Below are 22,567 nucleotides of genomic sequence, written 5' to 3'. Positions count from 1 at the left end.
CAGTACCGGCAGTACTGAACGATCGATCGATTATGCAAGGGTGGTACAGGTGGCACCTCGGAGCGGACCCCTCGCCGGCGTACGGGTCGTCGAGCTCGCCGGAATCGGGCCCGGCCCGCACGCGGCGATGATCTTGGGCGATCTCGGCGCCGAGGTCGTACGCATCGACCGGCCCGGCGGCCTGCAGATCGGCGGGCCCGTCGACCCGACGCTGCGCGGGCGGCGGCGGGTCGCGGCCGACCTCAAGACCGCGGAGGGCCGCGAGACCGTGCTGCGGCTGGTCGAGCAGGCCGACGTGCTGCTGGAGGGCTACCGCCCCGGCGTGACCGAGCGGCTCGGCGTGGGACCGGCGGAGTGCCACGCGCGCAACCCGAAGCTCGTCTACGGCCGGATGACCGGCTGGGGCCAGGACGGCCCGATGGCCGACCGCGCGGGCCACGACATCAACTACATCTCGCTGACCGGCGCGCTGCACGCGATCGGCCGCGGGAACGGCGAGCGCCCGGTGCCGCCGCTGAACCTGGTCGGCGACTTCGGCGGCGGCTCGATGCTGCTGGTCATCGGCGTCCTCGCCGCGCTGTTCGAGGCGCGCGGGTCCGGCGAGGGCCAGGTCGTGGACGCCGCGATGGTCGACGGGGCCAGCCTGCTGGTGCAGATGGTGTGGTCGATGCTGAGCGTGGGTGCCTGGCAGGACGCGCCGGGCGCCAACCTGCTGGACGGGTACGCGCCGTTCTACGACACCTACGCCTGCGCGGACGGCGGGTTCATGGCCGTGGGAGCCATCGAGCCACAGTTCTACGCGCAGCTGCTCGAGGGCCTGCAGATCGACCCGGCCGACCTGCCACCGCAGATGGATCCGACGTCCTGGCCCACGATCAAGGCGCGCTTCACCGAGGTCTTCGCCAGGAAGTCCCGGGACGAGTGGGCCGCGATCTTCGACGGGACGGACGCCTGCACCACGCCGGTGCTGGCCTTCGGCGAGGTCGCGAACCACCCGCACATGGCCGCGCGGAGCACGATCGTCACGCAGGACGACGTGCCGCAGGCCGCACCCGCCCCGCGCTTCTCCCGGACGGCGACCCGGGTGCTGGGCAAGGCCTCGGAGCTCGAGTCGGTCGACGACGTGCTGGCCGACTGGACCTGAGCGTCCGACTCGCGTGGCCCGAGTGCGGGACTCGCGGGGCCGGTGGTCCCGGAACGACGAACGCCCCCTCCCGGTCGGGAGGGGGCGTTCGGGTCGCGTCGAGACTCAGACGGTCTCGTCCACCAGCAGGTTGCGGGTGCGGTTCGGGTCGACCGGGATACCCGGGCCCGTGGTCGTGGAGACCGTGATCTTCTTGATGTAGCGGCCCTTGGCGGCCGACGGCTTGGCCCGCAGGATCTCGTCCAGCGCGGCGCCGTAGTTCTCCACCAGCTTCTCGGTGTCGAACGAGGCCTTGCCGATGACCAGGTGCAGGTTGGCCTGCTTGTCGACCCGGAAGTTGATCTTGCCGCCCTTGATGTCGGCGACGGCGCGGGTCACGTCCGGGGTGACGGTGCCGGTCTTCGGGTTCGGCATCAGGCCACGCGGGCCCAGGATGCGCGCGATCCGACCGACCTTGGCCATCTGGTCCGGGGTGGCGATGGCGGCGTCGAAGTCCAGCCAGCCGCCCTGGATCCGCTCGATCAGGTCCTCGGCGCCGACGACGTCGGCACCCGCGGCCTCGGCCTCGGCGGCCTTGTCGCCGACGGCGAAGACGATGACCCGGGCGGTCTTACCGGTCCCGTGGGGCAGGTTCACGGTCCCGCGGACCATCTGGTCCGCCTTGCGGGGGTCGACGCCCAGCCGCATGGCGACCTCGACGGTCGCGTCCATCTTGGTGCTCGCGGTCTCCTTGGCCAGCGTCGCGGCCTGGAGGGGCGAGTACAGGGTGTCGCGGTCGATCTTGGCCGCGGCCTGCTCGTAGATCTTGCTGCGCTTTGCCATCTTCAGTCCTTCAGAAGAAGAGTCGTGGTCCGAGCCGCGCCCGGCTCTCCCACGCGAACGGTGGTCAGTTGACCGTGATGCCCATCGACCGGGCGGTGCCGGCGATGATCTTCGCGGCGCCGTCGAGGTCGTTGGCGTTGAGGTCGCGCATCTTGAGCTGCGCGATCTCCCGCACCTGGTCCATGGTCACGGACGCGACCTTGGTGGTGTGCGGGGTGCCGGAGCCCTTCTCGACGCCCGCCGCCTTGAGCAGCAGCTTCGCCGCGGGCGGGGTCTTGAGCTCGAAGGTGAACGAGCGGTCCTCGTACACCGAGATCTCGACCGGCACCACGTCGCCGCGCTGGGCCTCGGTGGCGGCGTTGTACGCCTTGCAGAACTCCATGATGTTCACGCCGTGCTGACCCAGCGCGGGGCCGACCGGCGGGGCGGGCGTCGCGGCGCCCGCCTTGATCTGGAGCTTGATGATCGCGGAGAGCTTCCGCTTCTTGGGAGGCATTCTGTGTTCCTTGAGTGTCGACTTCTCCCGCGCGGACCTGCCCCGCGCGTGAAGCTTAGATCTTGGAGACCTGGCTGAAGGCCAGCTCGACCGGCGTCTCTCGGCCGAAGATGCTGACCAGCACCTTCAGCTTCTGCGCGTCGACGTTGACCTCGTTGATCGTGGCCGGGAGAGTGGCGAACGGGCCGTCCATGACGGTGACCGACTCGCCGACCTCGAAGTCGACCTCGACCGCCGCGGAACCGCCGGAGGACGACGTCGACGCGCCACCCCCGGCCGCCGCGGCCGCCTTCTCCTTGGGCGCCTCCTGCTTCGGCAGCAGGAACTTGAGCACCTCGTTCAGGGTCAGGGGCGACGGCTTGTTCGTCGCGCCCACGAACCCGGTGACGCCCGGGGTGTTGCGGACGGCGCCCCACGACTGGTCGTTGAGCTCCATCCGGACCAGGATGTAGCCGGGCAGCACCTTGCGCTGCACCTGCTTGCGCTGGCCGTTCTTGATCTCGGTGACCTCCTCGGTGGGCACCTCGACCTGGAAGATGTAGTCCTCGACGTCCAGCGTCTGCACGCGCGTCTCGAGGTTGGTCTTGACCTTGTTCTCGTAGCCGGCGTAGGAGTGCACGACGTACCAGTCACCCGGTGCGCGGCGCAGGGCCTCGGTCATCGCGGCGACCGGGTCCTCCTCCTCGGCGGGCTCCTCGGCGAGTGCCTCGTCCGTCGCGGTCTCGTCCGCGATCTCGGCGACGGTCTCGTCGGTGTCGACGCCGTCCGCGTCCTCGAGGTCGGCGTCCTCGGCCGCGGACTGCGCCTCGAGCGTCTCGGCCGCGGCACCCGCGGTCTCGACGTCCTCGGGGTCGGTGTAGGAGTCGGACGCCGCGTCCTCGCCGTGGGCCAGCTCGACGTCGGTCTCCTGGACCGGCGTCTCGTCCTCGGCCGGGCGGCCGTCTGGGGAGGTCACGTGCTTCTCGCTTCCGTCGTCAGCTTCTCGGGTGGGTCCGGTACCCGGCTATGCCCCGAACAGGGCCTCGACGCCCAGTCCGAACACCCAGTCCAGCAGCGACACCAGCGCGACCATGAAGGCGACGAACACCAGGACGACGATCGTGTAGGTGACCAGCTGCTTGCGCGTGGGCCAGATGACCTTGCGCAGCTCCGCCACGACCTCGCGGAGGAACCGGACCAGCCGCGCGAAGATCGACGCCTTCTTGGGCGCGCTCTCGCCGCGGGAGCGGGTGGGACGACCCTTGCCCGCCGTCACCGCGCCGGAGGCCTCGGACCCGGATGACGACGCGCGGCGTCCGCGGCGGTCTGCCGCGGACCTGGGGCGCTCGCGCCCCGCCTCCTCGTCGCTCACCTGTTCGTCCTCACCGACGGGCGCACGCCCGCCTTCGCCTCACGTTCGGATGGTCCTGTCCCGGTGTGGCAGGGGTGACAGGACTTGAACCTGCAACCTGCGGTTTTGGAGACCGCTGCTCTGCCAGTTGAGCTACACCCCTTCGCCACTCCGCACCGCCCGGGGACGGGCGCGGAGCAGGCGCACCGAAAGATCCGGTGCGCCCGGCGGGACGAGTCTACGACACCCGCCGCAGTGCCCCGCACCGGGCCGGAAACCCACTCGCACGAGGGTACCCGTCGTGCGCGAGGATGAGGGCCATGTCCGCACCGACTGGATCTGCACAGACAGGATCGGCACCGAAGCCGCGGGTCTCCGCACGGATCGGCGGGATCGCCGAGTCCGCCACGCTCGCCGTCGACGCGAAGGCGAAGGCGCTCAAGGCCGAGGGCCGCCCGGTGATCGGCTTCGGCGCGGGCGAGCCGGACTTCCCGACGCCCCCGGCGATCGTCGAGGCGGCGCAGGCGGCCGCGGCCGACCCGAAGAACCACCGCTACTCCCCCGCGGGCGGGCTCCCCGAGCTCAAGGCCGCGATCGTCGCGAAGACCAAGCGGGACAGCGGCTACGAGATCGCCGCGAACCAGGTGCTCGTGACCAACGGCGGCAAGCAGGCCGTGTACCAGACCTTCGCCACCCTGCTGGACCCGGGCGACGAGGTCATCCTCCCGGCCCCGTACTGGACCACCTACCCGGAGGCGATCACCCTCGCGGGCGGCACCCCCGCGGTCGTGGTGACCGGTCCGGAGACCGACTACCTGCCCAGCGTCGAGCAGCTCGAGGCCGCGCGCACCGAGAAGACCAAGGTGCTGCTGTGGTGCTCGCCCTCGAACCCGACCGGCGCGGTCGCGTCCCGTGAGCTGACCGAGGCCGTGGGCCGCTGGGCCGTCGACAACGGCGTGTGGGTCGTCACCGACGAGATCTACGAGCACCTCACCTACGACGGCGCCGAGGCCGTCTCCATGCCCGTCGCCGTGCCCGAGCTCGCGGACACCTGCGTGGTGCTCAACGGCGTCGCGAAGACCTACGCGATGACCGGCTGGCGGGTGGGCTGGATGGTCGGCCCCACCGACGTCATCAAGGCGGCGACGAACCTGCAGAGCCACCTGTCGTCGAACGTGGCGAACGTGTCGCAGCGCGCCGCGATCGAGGCCCTCACCGGCTCGCTGGACGCCGTGGACGAGATGAAGCGCGCCTTCGACCGGCGCCGCCGGACGATCGTGGAGCTGCTGTCCGCGATCCCGGGCGTCGAGTGCCCTACCCCGAAGGGCGCGTTCTACGCCTACCCGGACGTGCGCGGCCTGCTGGGCAAGGAGATCCGCGGCCGGCACATCGAGACCAGCCTCGACCTCGCCGCCGTGGTGCTGGAGGAGGCCGAGGTCGCGGTGGTCCCGGGCGAGGCCTTCGGCACCCCCGGCTACTTCCGGCTCTCCTACGCCCTGAGCGACGACGACCTGAAGACCGGCGTCACGCGGATGGGTGAGCTGCTGGCCGAGGCGAAGTAGCGGGCGCACACGAAGGGCGGGCGACCCGAGGGTCGCCCGCCCTTCGGCGTTCTACTTGTCGGTGTCGGCGAGGTCCGCCAGTGCGGCGGCGCGCTTCGCGTACTTCCACTTCGCGAGGTCACCGACGGTCTTGATGCCGAAGGCGGCCAGCTGCTCGTCGTGCTTCTCGGTGAGGCCCTCGAGCGCGGACGGCGGCGCCTTGAGGATCTCGTCCGCGGTCTTCTCTTCCCAGGCCTTGTCCACGAGCTTGCCGAACTTCACCGTGCTGCTCCTCACGTCGACGGATCGTCGGGACGCAGACTGGCCCTCCCGCGCCATCGGAGCAACAGGACACACCTACTCGGGGAGGAGAACCTCCGCCTGCGCGCGCCCGAGAACGCCCTTGCCGTCGTAGACGGCCTTGATGTCCACTTTCGCGATCCCGTCGGAGACCCCGGTGACCGTCGCGGTGACGAGCACGGTGGCCCCCTCGTCGTCGTCCGGGACCAGGACGGGGCGGGTGAAGCGGGCGCCGTAGCTGCGGATCCGGGCGGGGTCGCCGACCCAGTCGGTGACGATCCGACCGGCGGCCCCGAGGGTCAGCATGCCGTGCGCGATCACGCCCGGCAGGCCCGCGATCCCGGCGACGCGGTCGCTCCAGTGGATGGGGTTCAGGTCGCCGGAGGCGCCCGCGTAGCGGACGAGGTCCGCGCGGGTGAACCGCAGCTCCAGCGGCGGCAGCTCGGTGCCCGCGACGACGGGGCCCTGCTCGCTCATGCCTGGGTCACCAGCAGGCTCGTCGTCGTGGCGACGGGCTCGTCCGCGGTGGCCACCTCGCAGCGCAGGGTCAGCATGTGGCTGCCCGCGCGCGTGGTGAGGGAGTCCACGTGGATCGTGGTGAACAGCTCGTCTCCCGCGACGATGGGCCGGTGGAACACGATGCGCTGGTCGCCGTGGACCATGCGGGTGTAGTCCCAGCCGAACGCCGGGTCCTTCAGGAACGCCTCGATCAGCGGCATGGTGAAGGTCGTGGAGAACGTCGGGGGCGCCACGACATCACGATGCCCCGCTGCGCGCGCGACCTCGCGGTCGTGGCACAACGGGGACGTGTCACCGATCGCGGTGGCGAACTCGCGGACCTTCTCCCGGCCGACCTGGAAGGGGCCGGTGGTGGGGAGAGCCCGCCCGACGAAGGACTCGTCGGGCACGGATCAGCGGGTCTCGCGGTGCGCGCGGTGGGTGCCGCAGTTCGGGCAGAACTTCTTCACCTCGAGCCGGTCGGGGTCGTTCCGCCGGTTCTTCTTGGTGATGTAGTTGCGGTGCTTGCACTCCTCGCACGCAAGAGTGATCTTCGGACGGACGTCCGTCGCCTTGCCCATGGGAGTGCCTCTTCCTGCTGACCAGCTGTTGTTCGTCGAATGTGTAGCGGTGGCCGGACTTGAACCGGCGACACAGCGATTATGAGCCGCTTGCTCTACCACCTGAGCTACACCGCCTTGCGAGCCTCGTCACCGAGTCCCGCTCGGAGCCCCTTTACGGAATCGAACCGTAGACCTTCTCCTTACCATGGAGACGCTCTGCCGACTGAGCTAAAGGGGCGGCGCGGTCTTGCAGGGTTGCCCCTGCGAGCCGTGGAGAACTCTACACAACGCCGCGCGGGACCCCCTGCACGGGGGTCCCGCACCGCGCTCACCAGCTGGACTTGGTGACTCCCGGCAGCATCCCGGCGTGGGCGAGCTCCCGCAGCCGCACCCGCGAGACGCCGAACTTGCCGAGGTAGCCGCGCGGGCGGCCGTCGGTCGAGTCCCGGTTGCGGACGCGCGTGGCGCTCGCGTCCCGCGGCTGGCGGTTCAGCTCGCGCTGCGCCTCCGCGCGCCGCGCGGGGTCGGTGCGGATGATCTCCTTGAGCTCGCGGCGGCGCTCGGCGTGGCGGGCCACGATCCTCTTGCGCCGCTCGTTCGCGGCGATCTTCGCCGTGCTCGCCATCAGACCTTCTCCCCCCGCGCGCGGATCCGGGCGACGGCCGCCTCGATCCCGATCCTGTCCACGGTCTTGATGCCCTTCGCCGAGAGCCGCAGCCGCACCCGCCGCCCCTCCGACGCCAGCCAGTACGACTTGACCTGCACGTTCGGGTCCCAGCGTCGGCTCGTGCGGACGTGCGAGTGCGAGACCTGCTTCCCGAAGCCCGGCTCGCGGCCGGTGAGCTGACACCTCACCGGCCGGTCCCCGGGTAGGGCAGCAGCGCCATCTCGCGGGCGTTGCGGATGGCGACCGCGACCCGCTTCTGCTGCTCCGGAGTGAGCCCGGTCACCCGGCGCGCCCGGATCTTGCCCCGGTCGGAGATGAAGGTGCGCAGCAGCGCGGTGTCCTTCCAGTCGATCTCCTGACCCTTCTTGAGCGGGTTCCGCTTCTTGCGCACCGGGCGGTCGGGGCGCGGCATCAGCGCTCCTCCCTGAACTCGACGTGCGCGCGCACGCGCGGGTCGTACTTCTTGAGCACCAGCCGGTCCGGGTCGTTCCGGCGGTTCTTGCGGGTCACGTAGGTCGTGCCCGTTCCAGCGGTCGAACGCAGCTTCACGATCGGCCGCACGGCGGCGGACTTGGCTGCCACGCCACCCTCCTCTCGATATGGAAACGGTTGTCGTTTACAGTAACACCCCGCCCCCCGAACCCCTTCCCGAGGAGGAACCGTGACCGAGCTGCTGGTCGTGACCGGTCTGGAACCCGTCGGCGTCGAGCGGGTGATCGACCGCGTCCGCACCGCCGACCCGGACGCCGTGGTGATCCACCACGCGCTCGACGACGTCGGGGCCGGGATCGTGCGCCGGCGCATCCGCGACCGGCACCGGGACGACCGGGAGACGCTGCGGCTCGCGCACGACTGCGTGTCCTGCACGCTGCGCCTCGACCTGCTGCCGCTGGTGCGCTCCCTGGCCGGGCGGGTCGAGCGGATCGTGCTGCACCTCGACCCGGTGCTCGAACCCGAGCAGGTGTGCTGGGCACTGCAGCACGTCGTGATCGGCGACGGCCCCCTGGCCGACGCGGTGGACGTCCGCGGCGTCGTCACCGCGCTCGACGCCCGGACCTGGCTGGACGACGCGAGCGGGGACGAGCAGGTCGGGGAGCGGGGGCTCGCCGACCTGCCGGACGACGACCGCACCGTCGCCCAGGTCGTCGTCGCGCAGGCGGAGTTCGCCGACCTGATCGTCCACACCGGCGCCGTCGACGCCTGGGAGCAGGCGCGCACCGACGCGGTGCTGGCCCGGCTGGCCCCGACCGCGATCCGGGCACACCTGGCGGCCCTGGACGACGACCTGGTGCTGCTGCGCCGGGCCCACGCCGAGGCCCGCCGGGGCGACCCCGACGACGTGCACGCCTCCCTGCTGCGCGGCTCCCCGCCGCTGGAGGCGGACTGCGGCGTCCGGCTGCTGGCGTTCTCGGCGCGGCGACCGTTCCACCCCGACCGGCTGCACGCGGCGATCGACCTGCTGCTGGAGGGGATCGTGCGGGTGCGCGGACGGATCTGGCTGGCCACCCGGCCTGCGGAGGTCCTGTGGCTGGAGTCGGCGGGCGGCGGGCTGCGGATCGGCGGGGCGGGCACGTGGCTGGCCGAGCAGTCGCCGGACGCCTGGGAGTCCGTGCCGCCGGAGCGGGCGGCGATCGCCGCGCTCGGCTGGCACCCGCGCTTCGGCGACCGGGCGCAGGACGTGGTGGTGCTGGCCCACGCCCTGGACGCCGAGGGCCTCGACGCCGTACGGGCGGCCCTGGAGGGCGCCCTGCTGACCGATGCGGAGCTGGCGGGACCGTGGGAGTTCCCCGACCCGTTCGGCTTCGCCCACACCGACCCGTGCGACGAGCGCGTCCGCGCCGACGACACGGTCGCCGAGTCCGGGCTCGCCCGGGGAGAGGAGCACTGACATGGCGGTGCCGAAGCGGAGGACGTCCCGGAGCAACACGCGGTCGCGGCGGGCGCAGTGGAAGGCCCAGGCGCCGGACCTGGTGGAGATCACGGTCGACGGGCGCCGCCTGCGGGTGCCGCGTCGGCTGGTCCCGGCGTACCGGCGCGGCCTGCTGCGCGACTGAGGGCGGCCCGGGCCGCGGTCGGCCCTGACGTCGGCCCTGACGTCGGCCCTGCGGTCGGGGCTGAGGCCTCACCCCTTACCCCGCACCCGGCCGCGGGCCGCAGGAGTACGTGATCGCCCGATGTCCGGGCGGGGGCCTCAGGCGGAGTGTTCTCGTCATGAGTACCGACGTGACCTTCCTGCAGACCCTGGTGGACGAGCGGCGCGGCGAGCTGCTGGCCGAGGCCCGCACCGCCCGCCTGGCGGCCCTGGCCCGGCGGTGGCGGCGCAGCGAGCGGGCGCCCGCTCCGCCGGCACCACCCCACCCGCCCGAGCCCACACCGCCGCAGCGGCGGGTGCCCGCCGCCGCCCGCTGAGCCCGTCCCGCGGGCCTGTGGACAACCCGGGTGGCGGAGCCCGAGAGGGGGCGGTTCCGTCGGGGGGCCGTGCGAGCATGACCACCATGCCGAGACCGGGAGTGGGGATCGGACTGGTCGGCCGCCGGGCCGAGCGGTCCGTCCTCCTGGCCGCCCTGGAGCGGGCCAGGGCGGGTCGGGCGGGCGGCGTGCTGGTCTCCGGGGACGCGGGGGTCGGCAAGTCGCGGCTGGTCGCGGAGCTGACCGCCGCGGCGGGAGACGCGCTGGTGCTGGTCGGCCGTTGCCTCGACACGGCGGGGGCCGAGCTGCCCTACCTGCCGTTCACCGAGATCGTCGGCCAGCTCGGCCCCGAGCCGATCGCCGCGCACCCCGGCCTGCGCAGGCTCACCCCGGACGGATCGGACGCCGAGCGCGGGGGGCGGGAGCTGGGCCAGCTCCAGGTCTTCGAGGCGCTGCTCTCGGCGCTCGGCGCGCTGGACCGGCCGGTGGTGGCGGTGGTCGAGGACCTGCACTGGGCGGACCGCTCCAGCCGGGACCTGCTGGTGTTCCTGCTGTCCCGGCTGGCCGAGCAGCGGCTCCTGGTGGTCGCGACCTACCGGGCGGACGATCTGCACCGCAGGCACCCGCTGCGGCCGGTGCTCGCCGAGCTCGTGCGGCTCCCGGCGATCGAGCGGCTCGACCTCGCACCGCTCCCGCCCTCGGACGCGTTCGCGCTGGTCAGCTCGCTGGCGGCGGACCTGGGACTCGGTGAGGCGGAGCTCCGCGGCCTGGCCGAGCGCAGCGAGGGGAACGCGTTCTTCGCCGAGGAGCTGGTGTCGGCCGCGGGCGGCGGGGGGCTGCCGGAGGCGCTGGCGGACGTGTTGCTCGCCCGCTTCGAGCGGCTGCCCGCCCCCGCGCGCCAGGTGCTGCGGGTGGCCGCGGTCGCCGGGCGCAGCGTCGCGGAGGACACCCTCGCCGAGGCAGGCGACCTGGAGCCGGGCGCGTTCACCGAGGCGGTGCGCGAGGCGGTGGCCCACCAGGTGCTGGTGACGGACGCCCACGGCGAGCTCGCCTTCCGCCACGCCCTGCTCCGGGAGGCGGTCTACGCCGACCTCCTGCCCGGCGAGCGGGGCCGCCTCCACGCCCGCTACGCCGACCTGATCACCGCGCGGATGGCCCGACCGGAGGGCCGGGACACCCGGCTCGGGCCTTCGCCCGCCGCGGCGCTCGCACACCACGCCCTGGCCGCGCACGATCTGCCCCGCGCCCTCGCGGCGGGCGTGCAGGCCGCGCGGGACGCGGACCGCCTCGGCGCGCCCGCGGAGGTCCTGCGCCACGCCGAACGCGCGGTCGAGCTGTGGCCCGCCGTGCCGGACGCGGAGGCCGTGGCCGGCGTGGACGAGCTCACGGTCACGCTGTGGGCCGCCTGGTCGGCGAGCGCGACCGGGGACCCCGAGCGCGGTCTGGCCCTGAGCAGGCGCGCCCTCGAGCTGGCGGACGGGCTGGACGATCCCGAGCGCGCGGCGGACGTCCGGGTGCGGCACGCGATCCGGCTCCTCGAACGCATGGACGGCGGACCGGGCGCGGTCGCCGCCACGCGCGAGGCGATCTCCCTGCTGGAGGGGCGTCCGCCCGGGGCCGAGCTGGCCTGGGCGCACGCCATCCTCGCCCGGGCGCTGTGGCGGACGGACGAGGTCGGGGAGCTGCGGGAGCACGGCGAGGAGGCGCTGCGCGTGGCCCGCGCCGCCCGCGAAGCGCTGCGCGGGTCGGCCGGGGCCGCGGCGGCGATCGTCGGGGTGGCCGGGGTGTGGGAGGCGGGCGCGGGCCGGGCGGACCTGGCGCTCACCGAGGCCCTGCAGGACGTGGCGGCGGTGGAGGCGGACGCGCTGATCAGCCTGGCGGTGCTCGAGGAGTTCGAGGGCAGGCCCGCCCGCAGCCGGGAGCTGCTGACCGAGGCGCTGCCGCAGGCCCGCGGGTCCGCGAACACCGGCGTGGAGCTGCGGATCTTCTACAACCGCGGGATGTCCTTCCTGGAGGAGGGGTCGCTGGCCGAGGCGTCCGCGGAGTTCGCGGCGGGCGGCGCGCGGGCCACCGAGACGGGCACGACCTGGAGCGCCTACGGCATGGACATGCGGGTCGCCCAGCTCGTCAGCGAGTTCATGGCGGGGCAGTGGGCCGCCGCCGAACGCACGGCCCGGCTCGGCGGCGCCCGGGTGGGGCCCGCGATCGCGGGGCGGCTCGCCGCGGCCGGGCTGCTCGTGGCCGTGGGGCGCGGGCGGCTGGCCGAGGCGGAGGCACGCTGGCGTGCGCTGGACTCGCGGGACCAGCAGGACGACCAGGTCGTACTGCTGCTGGGGCAGGCTGGCGCGGAGGCGGCCCGGCTGCGCGGGGACACCGCCGAGGCGATCCGCCGGGTGGAGACGGCGCTGGCCGACCTGGACCGGCTGGTCCCGCACCACCTGGCCTCGATCTCGCTCGCCGCGCTCGGGATCGCCGCGCTGCCCGTCGGCGGGGCCGCGGGTCCCGCCGAGACCCTGCTCGGCACCGCCGAGGCGGCGGCGGCGCACGGGACCCCTCGCAGCGGGGTGGTCGGGGTGGAGGGCCGGGCCTGGCTCGCCCGGGCCCGCGCGGAGGCCGCCCGGGTGCGCGGGGAGGACGATCCGGCCGTCTGGAGCGAGGTCGTCGAGGCCTTCGGCTACGGCGAGGTGTACCGCCAGGCCGAGGCCCTGCTGCGCCGGGCCGAGGCGGCGCTGCGGCTCGCGGGCGGCCAGGTCGACCGGGCACGCACCGACCGGGCCCGGGTCGATCGGGCAGCGGCGGGCAGGCTGCGCGAGGAGGCCGCCGCGGACCTCGCGGCCGCGCTGGAGATCGCCGACCGGATCGGCGCCGAGCCCCTCGCCGCCGCGGTGCGGGCCGCCGCCGAGCGGGCGGGCGCCGCGGTCGCGGCCGCCCGGGCCCCGTCGGCGGGCGTCTCGGCGGCCGAGCCCGCGACCGGCGGGGCGAGCGGGGCGGGCCCGCTGACCCCGCGGGAGCACGCGGTGCTGAAGCTGGTCGCCGAGGGCCGCACCAACCGCCAGGTGGGCGAGGCGCTCTACATCTCCGAGAAGACCGTCTCGGTGCACCTGTCCCGGGTCATGGCCAAGCTCGGCGCCTCCAGCCGCACCGAGGCCGTGGCGATCGGGTACGAACGTGGCGTCATCCCTCCCCGAGCGACCGTTCAGTAACTAGACTGCTGTGGTGCCGGTCACCGTCGACCGGCGGGGAGGACCGCACGGATGCCGCTCACCCACCAGCGCCCGGACCTGTCGGACATCGAGGGCTTCTGGACCCGCCCCGTCGAGGAGCGGGCGGCGGCCTTCGCCTGGCTCCGCGACCACGATCCCGTCGCGTTCTACGCCGAGCCGGACTTCGGCTATCTGGCGCCCGGGCCCGGCTTCTACGCGGTGACCCGCCTGGACGACGTCGTGACGGCCAGCCGGACCCCGCAGGTGTTCACCTCGGGAGCGGGCGCCACCTCGGTGGTGGACCAGCCGCCGGAGTTCCGCGAGTTCTTCGGCTCCATGATCAATCTCGACGACCCGCGGCACGCCCGGCTGCGCCGCATCGTGTCCCGGGGCTTCACCCCGCGCCGGCTGGGGATGCTCGTCGAGGACGTGGAACGGGCCGCCACCCGGATCGTCGACGACGTGATCGACCGCGGCGAGTGCGACGCGGTCACCGAGATCTCCGCGGTCCTGCCGCTCACGATCGTGTGCGACCTGATGGGCATCCCGGAGTCCCAGCACCGCTTCGTGTTCGACCGCACGAACGTCATCCTCGGCGCGCAGGACCCGGAATACCGGACCGAGGGCACGGACGTCGTGACCGCCCTGCTCACCGCGGGCGGCGAGCTGTCCGCGCTGATGACGGACCTCGGGGCGGTGCGCAGGCGCAACCCGACGGACGACCTCACCTCCGCCCTGGTGACCGCCGAGCTCGACGGCGAGCGGCTCACCCCGGAGGAGCTGGCGAGCTTCTTCATCCTGCTCGTGGTGGCGGGCAACGAGACCACCCGCAACGGGATCAGCTGGGGCCTGCAGCTGCTCACCGAGAACCCGGACCAGCGCGCGGTGTGGCTCGCGGACGTCGACGGCATCACCCCGACCGCCGTCGACGAGATCGTCCGCCTGGCCTCGCCGGTGATCTACATGCGGCGCACGCTCGCGGAGCCCGCCGTCCTCGGCGAGACCCCGCTCGAGGCGGGCGCCAAGGTCGCGCTGTTCTACTGGGCCGCGAACCGGGACCCCGCCCACTTCCCGGACCCGGACCGGTTCGACGTGCGGCGCTCCCCCAACCCGCACGTCGGGTTCGGCGGCCCCGGCCCGCACTTCTGCCTCGGCGCCCACCTCGCCCGCCGCGAGATGTCGGTGATGTTCCGCGAGCTGCTGACCCGGATCCCGGACATCGCGGTCACCGGTGAGCCCCGGCGGCTGCAGTCCATGTTCATCAACGGGATCAAGCACCTGCCCGTCTCCTTCACCCCCGGCGGTTCCCGATGAGCTACCCCGAGGTCCCGGTGGGAGCGGTGCTCGCGGGCTCGGCGCGGCGCTGGCAGGACCGCGTCGCCCTGCACTACGGCACGCGCGAGCTGACCTACACGCAGCTGTACGAGCGGGCGTGCGCGTTCGCGAACGCCCTGCGCGAGGCGGGGATCCGTCCCCGGGACGTCGTCGCGATCCACCTGCCCAACTGCCCGCAGTACGCGATCGCCTACTACGGGATCCTGCTCGCGGGCGGCACGTTCACGCCTGCGAACCCGTTGCTCCCGCCCGCGGACCTGGCCGCTCAGCTCGCCGACTCGGGTGCCGTGGCGATCGTCAGCTGGGCGCAGGCGTTCCCCGCGGTGCCCGTGCAGACGCTGCGGTTCGCGCTGGTCACGAACCGCGAGCAGGGCCTGGACCCGGCGGTCCGCCTGGCCGAGCACGGGTCCGCCGACCACGCCGCGATCGACTTCGAGGCCTTCCACGCGGACGCGCCCACCACGGCGCCCGAGATCGACATCGACCTGGACGGGCTCGCGCACCTGGCCTACACGGGCGGGACCACGGGCCGGTCGAAGGGCGTGATGCTGCCGCACCGCAACGTCGTCACGAACGTCCTGCAGTACGCCTGCCTGGGCAGCGGCACCCGCTGGGACCTCGACGCGGACGGCGGGATCGTGCTCGCCGACCAGGGGCCGCCCGAGGAGTACCCGGTGCGGCTCGGACAGTCCGTCGTCGTCAACGTCACCCCCTGGTTCCACGCGATGGGGACCGTCGGCGGGCTGAACGTCCCGCTGCTCTCGGGCACCACCAGCGTCCTGCACGAGCGGTTCGACCCGGCGGCCTACCTCGCGGACGTCGAACGCTTCCGGGCCACCTCGATGGGCGGCGCTCCCCCGCTGTACGCGGCGCTGCTGCGCCATCCGGACTTCGCGAAACGGGACCTCTCCAGCGTCCGTGCGCTCAGCTCGGGGGCCGCGCCACTGCCCGTCGAGATGATCGCGGCGCTGCACCGCCAGTGGGGCGAGGACATCGTGATCACCGAGGGCTACGGCCTCACCGAGGTCACGATGGGGGCGACCGCCAACCCGTCGAACCGGTCCGGGCTGCGCAGACAGGGCACGGTCGGGGTGCCGGTGCCGGACACGGAGGTCCGCGTCGTGGACCCGGACGGCGAGCCGGTGCCGGTCGGCGAGACCGGCGAGGTGGTGATCCGCGGGCCGCAGGTCATGATCGGCTACAAGGACCGCCCCGAGGAGACCGCGGCGACCCTGCGGGACGGCTGGCTGCACACCGGGGACGTCGGCGTGCTGGACGAGGACGGCTACCTGCGGATCGTCGACCGCACGAAGGACATGCTGCTCTACAAGGGCTACAACGTGTACCCCCGCGAGCTGGAGGAGCTGCTCTTCCGCGAGGACGGCGTGGTGGGGGCGGCCGTGGTCGGGCGGCCCGATCCGGAGGTCGGCGAGCTCGCCGTGGCGTTCGTCGTGGCGCCGGGTCGCACCCAGGAGGAGGCCGAGGCGATCCGCGCCGCCGTGAACGCCCAGGTCCTGCCCTACAAGCGCATCCGGGAGATCCGGTTGGTCGACGAGATCCCGGTGTCCGCCGCGGGCAAGGTGGTGAAGCGGGAGCTGAGGGAGCGGCTGCGGTGAACGGCGGTGTCGGTGACCTGCGCGCGTCGTCAGCCCTGACGACACCGATCGGGTGAGCGGGCCGCACACCGCTAACGACCGTGCATGACGGCTCGATCACATTCACGTGACCGTCCTGCCCGTGACCCCCACCGCGCCCACCGTCTCCACGGTGCGGCCGCCGGTGGCGGTCCCGCGGCAGTCGCGGGGAGCTCACCGGGCCGCACCGTCCGCGGTGCGCCTGCCGGAGCGCTCGCGTGTGCCGGTCACCTCGCCGCTGCGACCGGTCGAGCCCGTGCGGTACTCACGGGTGAGCCCCGCGGTGCGCGGGGCCGGGGCCGCCGCCTACGCCGTGGTGGCGCGGACGGGCAGCCTCGTGACGCTCGCGGCGATGCTCGTGCTCGGCGGCGCCGTGGCCGGAGCGACGGACGGCCCTGCTCCGCCGCAGACGACGCCCGTGACCCTGCAGGTCCCGTGAGGGACGCTCAGGCGGCCACGCCGCTCTGTCCGTCCGCGTTGAGCGGGGTCTTGAGCACGTGGTCGACCAGGCGCATGACCAGCTGCCCGCCACCGAGGCGGTAGCCGAACTCCTCCCAGGTCAGGAGCTCACGCGAGAGCACCTCGCCGACCGGGCCGGGGTAGAGCCGGGTGACCCGGAACGCGGCTGCGCGCAGCCGCATCTTCTCGTGATGGTCCATGGGAACGGGACTCATTGCACTCACCTCCACAGGCGATGGACGTGCGGGCCGGTTGCGCGCCCTCTGCGCTGAGTCGCCATCCGGGATGCTTCATCGTGACCCACCCCGTTTACCGGCAGATGTCATCGTAACCGAAGAGTGACTGACCTCTCACTCAACGCACACGAATCGTGCAAGATCCACTACAAAGGGCGTCGACATCGACAGCGGGTCAGCACACGATCACGCACCGCGACACCGATTAGGGTCGAGATCATGCGCACGACCGACGTCCTCTGGGCCGACGCCACCGAGATCTACGAGGCGATCCTCGCCCACCCGTTCGTCACCGGCCTGACCGACGGCACGCTCCCCCACTCGGCGTTCCGCCACTACATCGTCCAGGACGCGCACTACCTGCGCGGATACGCCCGCGCGCTGGCGCTGTGCGCCGCGAAGGCCCCGGACGAGCACGCCCTGACGATGTTCTGCGCGCACGCGGGCGGCGCCATCGCCGCCGAACAGGAGCTGCACACCGAGCTGCTGGGGACGCTCGACCTGACCGCCGAGGCCGCCGCGGCCCTCCCCGTGGCGCCCGCGACCCAGGCCTACGTCTCCTACCTGCTGGCCGCCGCGTACTCGGGCTCGTACGCCGAAGCCGTCGCGGCGGTGCTGCCCTGCTACTGGATCTACGCGCGGGTCGGTGAGCACCTCGTCGAGGCGGGCTCCCCCGACCCGCTCTACGCCCGCTGGATCGCGACCTACGGCGGCGCGGAGTTCCAGCAGGTCGTCGACGACGTGCTGGCGGCGACCGACGCGATCGGCGAGACCGTCTCCGCCGCCGAGCTGGCCCGCATGCGCCACCACTTCACCACGACCAGCCGCTACGAGTGGATGTTCTGGGACGGCGGCTACCGCGAGGAGACCTGGCCCGTCTAGAACGACGCCGGGTCAGCGGCGGTCGATGCCGTCCGGGATGATCAGGTGCAGCACGAAGCCGACGACGGCGACCACGATGGCGCCCCAGAAGCCCGGCCAGAAGCCCTCGACCACGAACGGCAGCCCGACGCCGCTGGACAGCGTGCCGACCAGCCAGAACAGCAGGGCGTTCACGACCAGGCCGAACAGGCCCAGGGTCAGCACGTAGAGCGGACAGCCGATCACCTTGATGATCGGCTTGAGCACCGCGTTCACGATGCCGAAGATCAGCGCCACCACGAGCAGCGTGCCGATCCTGCCGCCGGTGGAGGTGGCGCCGAGCTCGATGCCGTTGACCAGCCACACGGCGACGGCGAGCGCGATCGCGACCACGACGACCCGGACGACGAACGCCACGACGGCGTTCCCTCGGGGTTGGACCGGAACAGTCACGAGACCACCGCCTGGGAGACGAGCGTCCGCAGCTGCGGACGGATCGGGTAGGTGCTGGAGGGCATCAGCTGGGTCAGGAAGACGACCGTGAGGTCCTCCTCCGGGAACACGGTGAACGTGGTGCTCGCCAGGCCGCCCCACCCGTACTCGCCGGGCGACTGCAGCTGCTTGCCCGCCGCCGGGTCGACGACCACGGAGAACCCGAGCCCGAACCCGGTGCCGAGGTAGGTGGACTCGGCGAAGATCGGGCGGCCGAAGGTCTGCAGGTCCGCGTTGCCGGGCAGGTGGTTGCGGGTGGCGTAGGCCAGCGTGCGCGGGCCGAGCAGCCGGACGCCGTCGAGCTCGCCACCTCCTGCCAGCATCTGGGTGAAGCGGTGGTAGTCGTACAGGGTCGAGGCCAGCCCCCCGCCGCCGGAGAGCATCGCGGGCTCGGCGGTGATCGCGTCCCCCATCGCGGCGGAGCGGACCAGCCCGCCCCCGGGCTTCGGCAGGTACAGGGTGGCCAGCCGGGAGACGTCCCGGGCCTGGAACCCGGTGTCGACCATGCCGAGCGGGTCGAAGATCCGCTCCTGGAAGAACACGTCGAGGGACTGCCCGGACGCCACCTCGACGACGCGGCCGAGCACGTCGGTGTTGACGCCATAGTTCCACTCGGTGCCCGGCTGGAACAGCAGCGGCAGGCTCGCCCAGACGTCGCACGCCGCGGCGAGGTCCTGCCCGCGCGGGGCGCCGAACTCGTGGCCCTTGGCGCGGTACATCTCGTCCACGGCGTGGGCGTGGTGGAAGCCGTAGGTGAGCCCCGCGGTGTGGGTCAGCAGGTGCCAGATCCGCACCGGTTCGGTCGCGGGCACCGTGCCCGGGTTGGCCGCCGACCCGCCGGTGTAGACCCGCATGTCCGCGAAGGACGGGATGTAGCGGGACACCGGGTCGGTGAGCTCGAGCAGCCCCTCCTCCCACAGCATCAGCGCGGCGACCGAGGTGATCGGCTTGGTCATCGAGTAGATGCGCCAGACCGTGTCGTCGGTGACGGGGAGGTCCGCCTCCACGTCCCGCCTGCCGTAGTGCGCGACGTGCGCCGGCCGACCCCGCCTGGCGACCGCGAGGGACCAGCCCGCGAGCCTCCCGTCGTCGACGTACTTCGCGAAGTGGGAGTCGATCCTGGACAGACGGGCGGCGTCGAACCCCAGCTCGGCGGGGTCGACCTCGACCTTGCAGACGCTCACGGATCCACCCTACCGAGAAGTAAGCACCGCGCGCCCGAGTCGACGGCAGGCGTGCAGCGCCAGCTCGATGTCCATCCGCGCGTCGGCGAGCGGGCGACCGAGCTCGCGCTCCGCGCGCCCGACCCGGTAGCGCACCGAGTTGCGGTGCAGCATCAGCTGCTCGGCGGCCGCCGTGTAGCTGCCGCCGGTGTCCAGGAAGATCAACAGGGTCTCGCGCAGCCGGGCGTGGGCCACGGTGTCGACGGCGAGCCCGCCCAGGGTGTCCGCGACCCACGAGCGCGCCGCGGCGAGGTCGGTGGTCAGCAGCGACACCGACGCGACGTCCGCGAACAGGGTGACGGCGGCGGCGTCCGGTCCCGCGGCGAGAGCCACCGCCTGGGCCCGGAGCGCCTGCCGGTGGCTCTCCCGGAACCCCTCGAGCCCGGAGCCGGGCTCGCCCACGGCGAGCCGCACCCCCGGGGGCGGCTCGGCGGCGAGGGCGGCGACGTCCGACGCCCGGGTGCCCCGCCCGACCGGGAGCCACGCCCAGGTGGTGCCGTGGTCGTAGGCGATGCTCAGGGCCCGCCTGCCCAGCCCGTCGGCCAGCCCGCCCACGGCCCGTCCGGCGGCGGCGCCGTCCGCGGACCAGGCGACGAGGGCGAGGTGCGGGCCGCGCAACGCGTAGCCCAGCGTGGCCTCGGCGGCCTCCAGGTCGGTCGAGTCGCCGTCGAGCAGCGCGCGGACCCGCCCGGCCCGCGCGGTGTCCCGGTTGGCGAGCCAGCGCTCGCGCTCCTCCTCGTAGACCTCGGTGACCTGCCCGCAGATCCAGTCGACGTAGTGGAAGGTGTCCGCGACCAGCCTGCGCGCGGCCGCGAGCGCGACCCGGGGGTCCGAGCACACCCGGTCGAGCTCGGCGAACAGGAAGTCCAGCAGCCGGTCGTGGCCGATCCGGTAGGCGCGCAGCAGGGCGTTGGCGGGGACCCCGCGCTGGGCGAGCCTGCGGGCGTACTCGAAGGCGGCCGAGGGCGGTTCGACCCGCTCGGTCGGGATCTCGTGCGCGAGCATGTGCACGATCGTCTCGACGTTGCCCTCGACGGACGCCCCCAGCAGCTCGAGGATGCGCGGGTCGCCGTCGAGCTCGTCGATCTCGGTCGCCATGAACGTGCTCAGCTCGTCGGAGGTCTCCACGACCCGGCGCCCGAGGGCCCCCGCGACGGCACGGACGACGGCCCCGGCCGTGGCCTCCGACGTCGTTGTGGGCACCCGTCCACTCTCGGTGCCGGACGCACGGGTGACAAGTGTCCGGCCGGGCGCGACGACGGTGGCGCGCCCGGCCGGAGTCCCGTCCGCCTCAGACCTTCCGGACCGCGTCGGCGACCTCGTCGAGGATCGGCGCGCCGACCGGGGTGGCGCCGAGGGTCCACAGGAAGTCGTGCAGCAGGCCCTCGAAGCGCTTCCGCGTGACCGGCACGCCCGCGGCCTCGAGCTTCGTGGCGTAGGCCTCCCCCTCGTCCCGCAGCGGGTCGTACTCCGCCGTGGCGACGTAGGCCGGGGGCAGCCCGGAGAGGTCCGCGCGCCGACCGGGGCACAGGTACTCGATGTCGTCGGACTGCGCGCCGAGGTAGTGCGCCCAGAACCACTCCATCGCGCCGCGGGTGAGCAGCTTGCCGTCGGCGTTCTCGGAGTAGCTCGGGGTGGTGAAGGCGAAGTCGGTGACCGGGAACAGCAGGACCTGCGCCGCGATCGCGGGGCCGCCGCGGTCCAGCGCCGCCTGCGCCACGGACGCGGCGAGGTGGCCGCCCGCGGAGTCCCCCGCCACGACGAGCCTCGACGCGTCCGCCCCCAGCTCCGCCGCGTGCTCGGCGGCCCAGACGGTGGCCGCGTAGCAGTCGTCGAACGCGGCGGGCGCGACGTGCTCGGGGGCCAGCCGGTAGTCCACGGAGACCACCACGGCACCGGAGCGGTTGGCGATGGACCGCAGCGGCCGGTCGACGATGTCCAGGTCCCCGATGACCCAGCCGCCGCCGTGGAAGTAGACGACGAGCGGGCGGGGTCCCGCACCGTCCGGCGTGTAGATGCGGACCGGGAGCTGCGAGGCCGGGCCGGGGATCCGCCGCTCCTCGACGGCGATCGGCTCGGGCTCGCCCTGGAGGTCGAGGAAGCCCTTGGTCGCGGCGCGGGCCGTCGGGACGGTCATCTGCGGGAACGGCGGCATGCCCTGCGCCTCGAGCGCGTCGAGCAGGGCCTGGGCTTGGGGGTGGACCGGCAACGCTGCCTCCTCCGGAACGGGTGTCGCGCCCACCGTGACATCGGTCACGCCCGCGACCTTCGTGCCGAGGATACGAAAACGACCGACGCGTTCGTACCGGGAGAATGACGGGGATGACTGCTCCGGATCCGTGGGGTGACGCCTGGGGTGACCAGGAGGTCCTGCGTGCCCTGCTGCGCAGGCGGGAGGCGGGCAGCAGGCCCGGCGAGCGCCGGGACGGGCACCGGATCGCACTGGTGGTGGGCGGCGGCGGGATGCGCGGTGCCTACGCGGGCGGGATGGTCTGGGCCCTGGAGCAGGCCGGGCTCACCGCGGGCTTCGACCTCGCCTACGGCGCGTCCGCGGGGGCGTTCGTGGCGACGGCGGCGCTGCTGGGCCACGGGTACGACGCCTCGCGGATCTTCCCCGACGACATGGCCCGCCCGGAGTTCGTCGACCCGCGGCGGCTCGGCCGGGCGCCGATGGTGTCGCTGGACCACCTGATCCACGAGATCCTCGTGCACACCAAGCCGACGGACTGGGAGGCGCTGCGGGACCACCCGGCTCCCCTGCACGTGGTGGTCACCGATGCCGCGGACATGACTCCGCACACCCTGACCGGGCTGCGCGACGCTGCGGAGTGGCGGCTGGCCATGCGCGCCACCGCCGCCATCCCCTACCTGACCGGTCCGCCCGTCGAGGTGCGCGGCCGCCGCTGGGTGGACGGGTCGATCGGCGACCCGCTGCCCGTCGGGCGGGCGCTGCGCGAGGGCGCGACCCACGTCCTCGCCCTGCTCACCCGCACCCTGCCCGAGCTGCGCAGGCCCGCGCCCGCGAACCCGTGGTGGGCCCGCGGGATCGACCGCCTCGTGCCCGGGCTCGGCGCGATGACCCAGGACGTCGCGCGGCACGCGGACAGCATCGCGCTGCTCGCCGACGCCGCCCATCCCGCCCGCGGCGGCAGGCACGTGTGCGCCCTCAGCCCGCTGACCAGCGCGGACATCCGGGGGCTGACCGTCGACCCGGTGCGGGTGGAGCGGGCGAGCCACCTGGGACACGCCGCGGCGGCGGCCGCGATCCGGGCCGTCGACCCCGGTTTCCGCCTCGGCCCCGATGAGTTCCCGGCCGGACGGCGGTCTCCCCTTCCGTAACCGGATCCGGGGGAG

Annotated in this window: 28 protein-coding genes and 3 tRNA genes; 11 read left to right on the top strand and 20 right to left on the bottom strand. The window is 73.5% G+C overall.

Features of this window, described 5'->3' with window-relative positions; genetic code table 11:
- The first annotated feature begins 49 nt into the window (after positions 1-49).
- Complete coding sequence (locus BLS43_RS04110; RefSeq protein WP_093076882.1) at positions 50-1,144, top strand: CaiB/BaiF CoA transferase family protein; 1,095 nt, start codon at positions 50-52, stop codon at positions 1,142-1,144.
- A gap of 105 nt (positions 1,145-1,249) precedes the next feature.
- Here BLS43_RS04110 and rplA read toward each other — a convergent pair whose 3' ends face one another.
- From rplA to BLS43_RS04085, 5 genes are all read right to left on the bottom strand, one after another.
- On the bottom strand, positions 1,250-1,966 hold the full coding sequence (gene rplA / locus BLS43_RS04105; protein WP_093076880.1) for a 50S ribosomal protein L1: 717 nt from the start codon (positions 1,964-1,966) through the stop codon (positions 1,250-1,252).
- A 64-nt stretch (positions 1,967-2,030) separates the two neighbouring features.
- Positions 2,031-2,462 carry a 50S ribosomal protein L11 gene (gene rplK, locus BLS43_RS04100; RefSeq protein WP_093076877.1) on the bottom strand — a complete coding sequence of 144 codons (432 nt, stop codon included), beginning with the start codon at positions 2,460-2,462 and terminating at the stop codon, positions 2,031-2,033.
- Positions 2,463-2,517: 55 nt separating this feature from the next.
- Positions 2,518-3,417, bottom strand: coding sequence for a transcription termination/antitermination protein NusG (gene nusG, locus BLS43_RS04095; RefSeq protein WP_245707282.1), 900 nt, complete (start codon positions 3,415-3,417; stop codon positions 2,518-2,520).
- Between the two features lie 48 nt (positions 3,418-3,465).
- Positions 3,466-3,813 (bottom strand): preprotein translocase subunit SecE, encoded by a 348-nt coding sequence (gene secE / locus BLS43_RS04090; protein WP_093076874.1) that lies wholly within the window; start codon positions 3,811-3,813, stop codon positions 3,466-3,468.
- 66 nt (positions 3,814-3,879) lie between these two features.
- A tRNA-Trp gene (locus BLS43_RS04085) sits at positions 3,880-3,955 on the bottom strand.
- 157 nt (positions 3,956-4,112) lie between these two features.
- Between BLS43_RS04085 and BLS43_RS04080 the strand changes: the two genes are divergently transcribed.
- Positions 4,113-5,354, top strand: coding sequence for a pyridoxal phosphate-dependent aminotransferase (locus BLS43_RS04080; RefSeq protein WP_093076871.1), 1,242 nt, complete (start codon positions 4,113-4,115; stop codon positions 5,352-5,354).
- 51 nt (positions 5,355-5,405) lie between these two features.
- On the opposite strand, the gene BLS43_RS04075 is transcribed toward BLS43_RS04080, so the two are convergent.
- From BLS43_RS04075 to rpmG (BLS43_RS04030), 10 genes are all read right to left on the bottom strand, one after another.
- Positions 5,406-5,630: a hypothetical protein gene (locus BLS43_RS04075; RefSeq protein ID WP_237196592.1), complete on the bottom strand. Its 225-nt coding sequence runs from the start codon at positions 5,628-5,630 to the stop codon at positions 5,406-5,408.
- 60 nt (positions 5,631-5,690) lie between these two features.
- Complete coding sequence (locus tag BLS43_RS04070; protein WP_093076868.1) at positions 5,691-6,110, bottom strand: MaoC/PaaZ C-terminal domain-containing protein; 420 nt, start codon at positions 6,108-6,110, stop codon at positions 5,691-5,693.
- Positions 6,107-6,541, bottom strand: a complete 435-nt coding sequence (locus BLS43_RS04065; RefSeq protein WP_093076865.1) for an FAS1-like dehydratase domain-containing protein — start codon at positions 6,539-6,541, stop codon at positions 6,107-6,109. The genes BLS43_RS04070 and BLS43_RS04065 overlap by 4 nt, the downstream gene beginning before the upstream one ends.
- A gap of 3 nt (positions 6,542-6,544) precedes the next feature.
- The gene (gene rpmG, locus BLS43_RS04060; RefSeq protein WP_093076862.1) at positions 6,545-6,712 is read right to left on the bottom strand and encodes a 50S ribosomal protein L33; all 168 of its coding nucleotides are present in this window, start codon (positions 6,710-6,712) and stop codon (positions 6,545-6,547) included.
- Between the two features lie 44 nt (positions 6,713-6,756).
- Positions 6,757-6,829: transfer RNA gene (locus BLS43_RS04055), tRNA-Met, on the bottom strand.
- Positions 6,830-6,859: 30 nt separating this feature from the next.
- Positions 6,860-6,932 (bottom strand) — tRNA-Thr (locus tag BLS43_RS04050).
- A gap of 90 nt (positions 6,933-7,022) precedes the next feature.
- Complete coding sequence (gene rpsN, locus BLS43_RS04045) at positions 7,023-7,319, bottom strand: 30S ribosomal protein S14 (RefSeq protein WP_093076859.1); 297 nt, start codon at positions 7,317-7,319, stop codon at positions 7,023-7,025.
- Positions 7,319-7,549 (bottom strand): 50S ribosomal protein L28, encoded by a 231-nt coding sequence (rpmB, locus tag BLS43_RS04040; protein WP_093076856.1) that lies wholly within the window; start codon positions 7,547-7,549, stop codon positions 7,319-7,321. The genes rpsN and rpmB overlap by 1 nt, the downstream gene beginning before the upstream one ends.
- Positions 7,546-7,773, bottom strand: coding sequence for a 30S ribosomal protein S18 (gene rpsR / locus BLS43_RS04035; protein WP_093076853.1), 228 nt, complete (start codon positions 7,771-7,773; stop codon positions 7,546-7,548). Before rpsR ends, rpmB begins: the two co-directional genes overlap by 4 nt.
- Positions 7,773-7,922: a 50S ribosomal protein L33 gene (gene rpmG, locus BLS43_RS04030; RefSeq protein WP_237198161.1), complete on the bottom strand. Its 150-nt coding sequence runs from the start codon at positions 7,920-7,922 to the stop codon at positions 7,773-7,775. The genes rpsR and rpmG (BLS43_RS04030) overlap by 1 nt, the downstream gene beginning before the upstream one ends.
- Positions 7,923-8,022: 100 nt before the next feature.
- On the opposite strand from rpmG (BLS43_RS04030), the gene mrf reads away from it, so the two are divergent.
- The 7 genes from mrf to BLS43_RS03995 all read left to right on the top strand — a co-directional run bounded on the left by mrf (position 8,023) and on the right by BLS43_RS03995 (position 16,381).
- The gene (mrf, locus tag BLS43_RS04025) at positions 8,023-9,249 is read left to right on the top strand and encodes a ribosome hibernation factor-recruiting GTPase MRF (RefSeq protein WP_093076847.1); all 1,227 of its coding nucleotides are present in this window, start codon (positions 8,023-8,025) and stop codon (positions 9,247-9,249) included.
- Between the two features lies 1 nt (position 9,250).
- Positions 9,251-9,415: a 50S ribosomal protein L32 gene (gene rpmF / locus BLS43_RS04020; protein ID WP_093076844.1), complete on the top strand. Its 165-nt coding sequence runs from the start codon at positions 9,251-9,253 to the stop codon at positions 9,413-9,415.
- Positions 9,416-9,572: 157 nt separating this feature from the next.
- The gene (locus tag BLS43_RS04015) at positions 9,573-9,770 is read left to right on the top strand and encodes a hypothetical protein (RefSeq protein ID WP_143029934.1); all 198 of its coding nucleotides are present in this window, start codon (positions 9,573-9,575) and stop codon (positions 9,768-9,770) included.
- Positions 9,771-9,856: 86 nt separating this feature from the next.
- Positions 9,857-12,973, top strand: a complete 3,117-nt coding sequence (locus tag BLS43_RS31605; protein ID WP_281245807.1) for a helix-turn-helix transcriptional regulator — start codon at positions 9,857-9,859, stop codon at positions 12,971-12,973.
- A gap of 51 nt (positions 12,974-13,024) precedes the next feature.
- The gene (locus BLS43_RS04005; RefSeq protein WP_093076835.1) at positions 13,025-14,287 is read left to right on the top strand and encodes a cytochrome P450; all 1,263 of its coding nucleotides are present in this window, start codon (positions 13,025-13,027) and stop codon (positions 14,285-14,287) included.
- Positions 14,284-15,924, top strand: coding sequence for a class I adenylate-forming enzyme family protein (locus BLS43_RS04000; protein WP_093076832.1), 1,641 nt, complete (start codon positions 14,284-14,286; stop codon positions 15,922-15,924). Before BLS43_RS04005 ends, BLS43_RS04000 begins: the two co-directional genes overlap by 4 nt.
- A 106-nt stretch (positions 15,925-16,030) precedes the next feature.
- On the top strand, positions 16,031-16,381 hold the full coding sequence (locus BLS43_RS03995) for a hypothetical protein (RefSeq protein ID WP_093076829.1): 351 nt from the start codon (positions 16,031-16,033) through the stop codon (positions 16,379-16,381).
- A 7-nt stretch (positions 16,382-16,388) separates the two neighbouring features.
- Here BLS43_RS03995 and BLS43_RS03990 read toward each other — a convergent pair whose 3' ends face one another.
- Positions 16,389-16,616 carry a hypothetical protein gene (locus tag BLS43_RS03990; RefSeq protein WP_093076826.1) on the bottom strand — a complete coding sequence of 76 codons (228 nt, stop codon included), beginning with the start codon at positions 16,614-16,616 and terminating at the stop codon, positions 16,389-16,391.
- 240 nt (positions 16,617-16,856) lie between these two features.
- On the opposite strand from BLS43_RS03990, the gene tenA reads away from it, so the two are divergent.
- Positions 16,857-17,519, top strand: coding sequence for a thiaminase II (gene tenA / locus BLS43_RS03985; protein ID WP_093076823.1), 663 nt, complete (start codon positions 16,857-16,859; stop codon positions 17,517-17,519).
- Between the two features lie 12 nt (positions 17,520-17,531).
- On the opposite strand, the gene BLS43_RS03980 is transcribed toward tenA, so the two are convergent.
- The 4 genes from BLS43_RS03980 to BLS43_RS03965 form a co-directional block, all read right to left on the bottom strand.
- Positions 17,532-17,951 (bottom strand): phage holin family protein, encoded by a 420-nt coding sequence (locus BLS43_RS03980; RefSeq protein WP_245707281.1) that lies wholly within the window; start codon positions 17,949-17,951, stop codon positions 17,532-17,534.
- Entirely contained in the window at positions 17,948-19,174 is a 1,227-nt protein-coding gene (locus BLS43_RS03975; RefSeq protein WP_093076818.1) for a serine hydrolase domain-containing protein, read from the bottom strand. Before BLS43_RS03975 ends, BLS43_RS03980 begins: the two co-directional genes overlap by 4 nt.
- A 9-nt stretch (positions 19,175-19,183) precedes the next feature.
- Positions 19,184-20,416, bottom strand: coding sequence for a PucR family transcriptional regulator (locus BLS43_RS03970; protein WP_218129701.1), 1,233 nt, complete (start codon positions 20,414-20,416; stop codon positions 19,184-19,186).
- Positions 20,417-20,504: 88 nt separating this feature from the next.
- A complete protein-coding gene (locus BLS43_RS03965) occupies positions 20,505-21,470 on the bottom strand; it encodes an alpha/beta hydrolase (protein WP_245707280.1) in 966 nt (321 codons plus the stop codon).
- Between the two features lie 65 nt (positions 21,471-21,535).
- Between BLS43_RS03965 and BLS43_RS03960 the strand changes: the two genes are divergently transcribed.
- The gene (locus BLS43_RS03960; RefSeq protein ID WP_093077455.1) at positions 21,536-22,552 is read left to right on the top strand and encodes a patatin-like phospholipase family protein; all 1,017 of its coding nucleotides are present in this window, start codon (positions 21,536-21,538) and stop codon (positions 22,550-22,552) included.
- Positions 22,553-22,567 lie beyond the last annotated feature (15 nt).

This window comes from Pseudonocardia oroxyli, from assembly GCF_900102195.1.
Lineage (GTDB): Bacteria > Actinomycetota > Actinomycetes > Mycobacteriales > Pseudonocardiaceae > Pseudonocardia > Pseudonocardia oroxyli.
Note: the sequence above shows the minus strand (reverse complement) of the source record. Positions and strands in the feature narration are given on the sequence as shown.

Excerpts from the sequence above, each read along its gene's own strand:
- BLS43_RS31605 (WP_281245807.1), top strand. The coding sequence starts at position 9,857 with ATGCCGAGACCGGGAGTGGGGATCGGACTGGTCGGCCGCCGGGCCGAG.
- rpmG (WP_093076862.1), bottom strand. The coding sequence starts at position 6,712 with ATGGGCAAGGCGACGGACGTCCGTCCGAAGATCACTCTTGCGTGCGAG.
- BLS43_RS04070 (WP_093076868.1), bottom strand. The coding sequence starts at position 6,110 with ATGAGCGAGCAGGGCCCCGTCGTCGCGGGCACCGAGCTGCCGCCGCTG.
- rpsN (WP_093076859.1), bottom strand. The coding sequence starts at position 7,319 with ATGGCGAGCACGGCGAAGATCGCCGCGAACGAGCGGCGCAAGAGGATC.
- BLS43_RS03990 (WP_093076826.1), bottom strand. The coding sequence starts at position 16,616 with ATGAGTCCCGTTCCCATGGACCATCACGAGAAGATGCGGCTGCGCGCA.
- BLS43_RS04015 (WP_143029934.1), top strand. The coding sequence starts at position 9,573 with ATGAGTACCGACGTGACCTTCCTGCAGACCCTGGTGGACGAGCGGCGC.
- BLS43_RS04005 (WP_093076835.1), top strand. The coding sequence starts at position 13,025 with ATGCCGCTCACCCACCAGCGCCCGGACCTGTCGGACATCGAGGGCTTC.
- tenA (WP_093076823.1), top strand. The coding sequence starts at position 16,857 with ATGCGCACGACCGACGTCCTCTGGGCCGACGCCACCGAGATCTACGAG.
- BLS43_RS04000 (WP_093076832.1), top strand. The coding sequence starts at position 14,284 with ATGAGCTACCCCGAGGTCCCGGTGGGAGCGGTGCTCGCGGGCTCGGCG.
- rplK (WP_093076877.1), bottom strand. The coding sequence starts at position 2,462 with ATGCCTCCCAAGAAGCGGAAGCTCTCCGCGATCATCAAGCTCCAGATC.
- rplA (WP_093076880.1), bottom strand. The coding sequence starts at position 1,966 with ATGGCAAAGCGCAGCAAGATCTACGAGCAGGCCGCGGCCAAGATCGAC.
- BLS43_RS04080 (WP_093076871.1), top strand. The coding sequence starts at position 4,113 with ATGTCCGCACCGACTGGATCTGCACAGACAGGATCGGCACCGAAGCCG.
- rpsR (WP_093076853.1), bottom strand. The coding sequence starts at position 7,773 with ATGCCGCGCCCCGACCGCCCGGTGCGCAAGAAGCGGAACCCGCTCAAG.
- BLS43_RS03960 (WP_093077455.1), top strand. The coding sequence starts at position 21,536 with ATGACTGCTCCGGATCCGTGGGGTGACGCCTGGGGTGACCAGGAGGTC.
- rpmF (WP_093076844.1), top strand. The coding sequence starts at position 9,251 with ATGGCGGTGCCGAAGCGGAGGACGTCCCGGAGCAACACGCGGTCGCGG.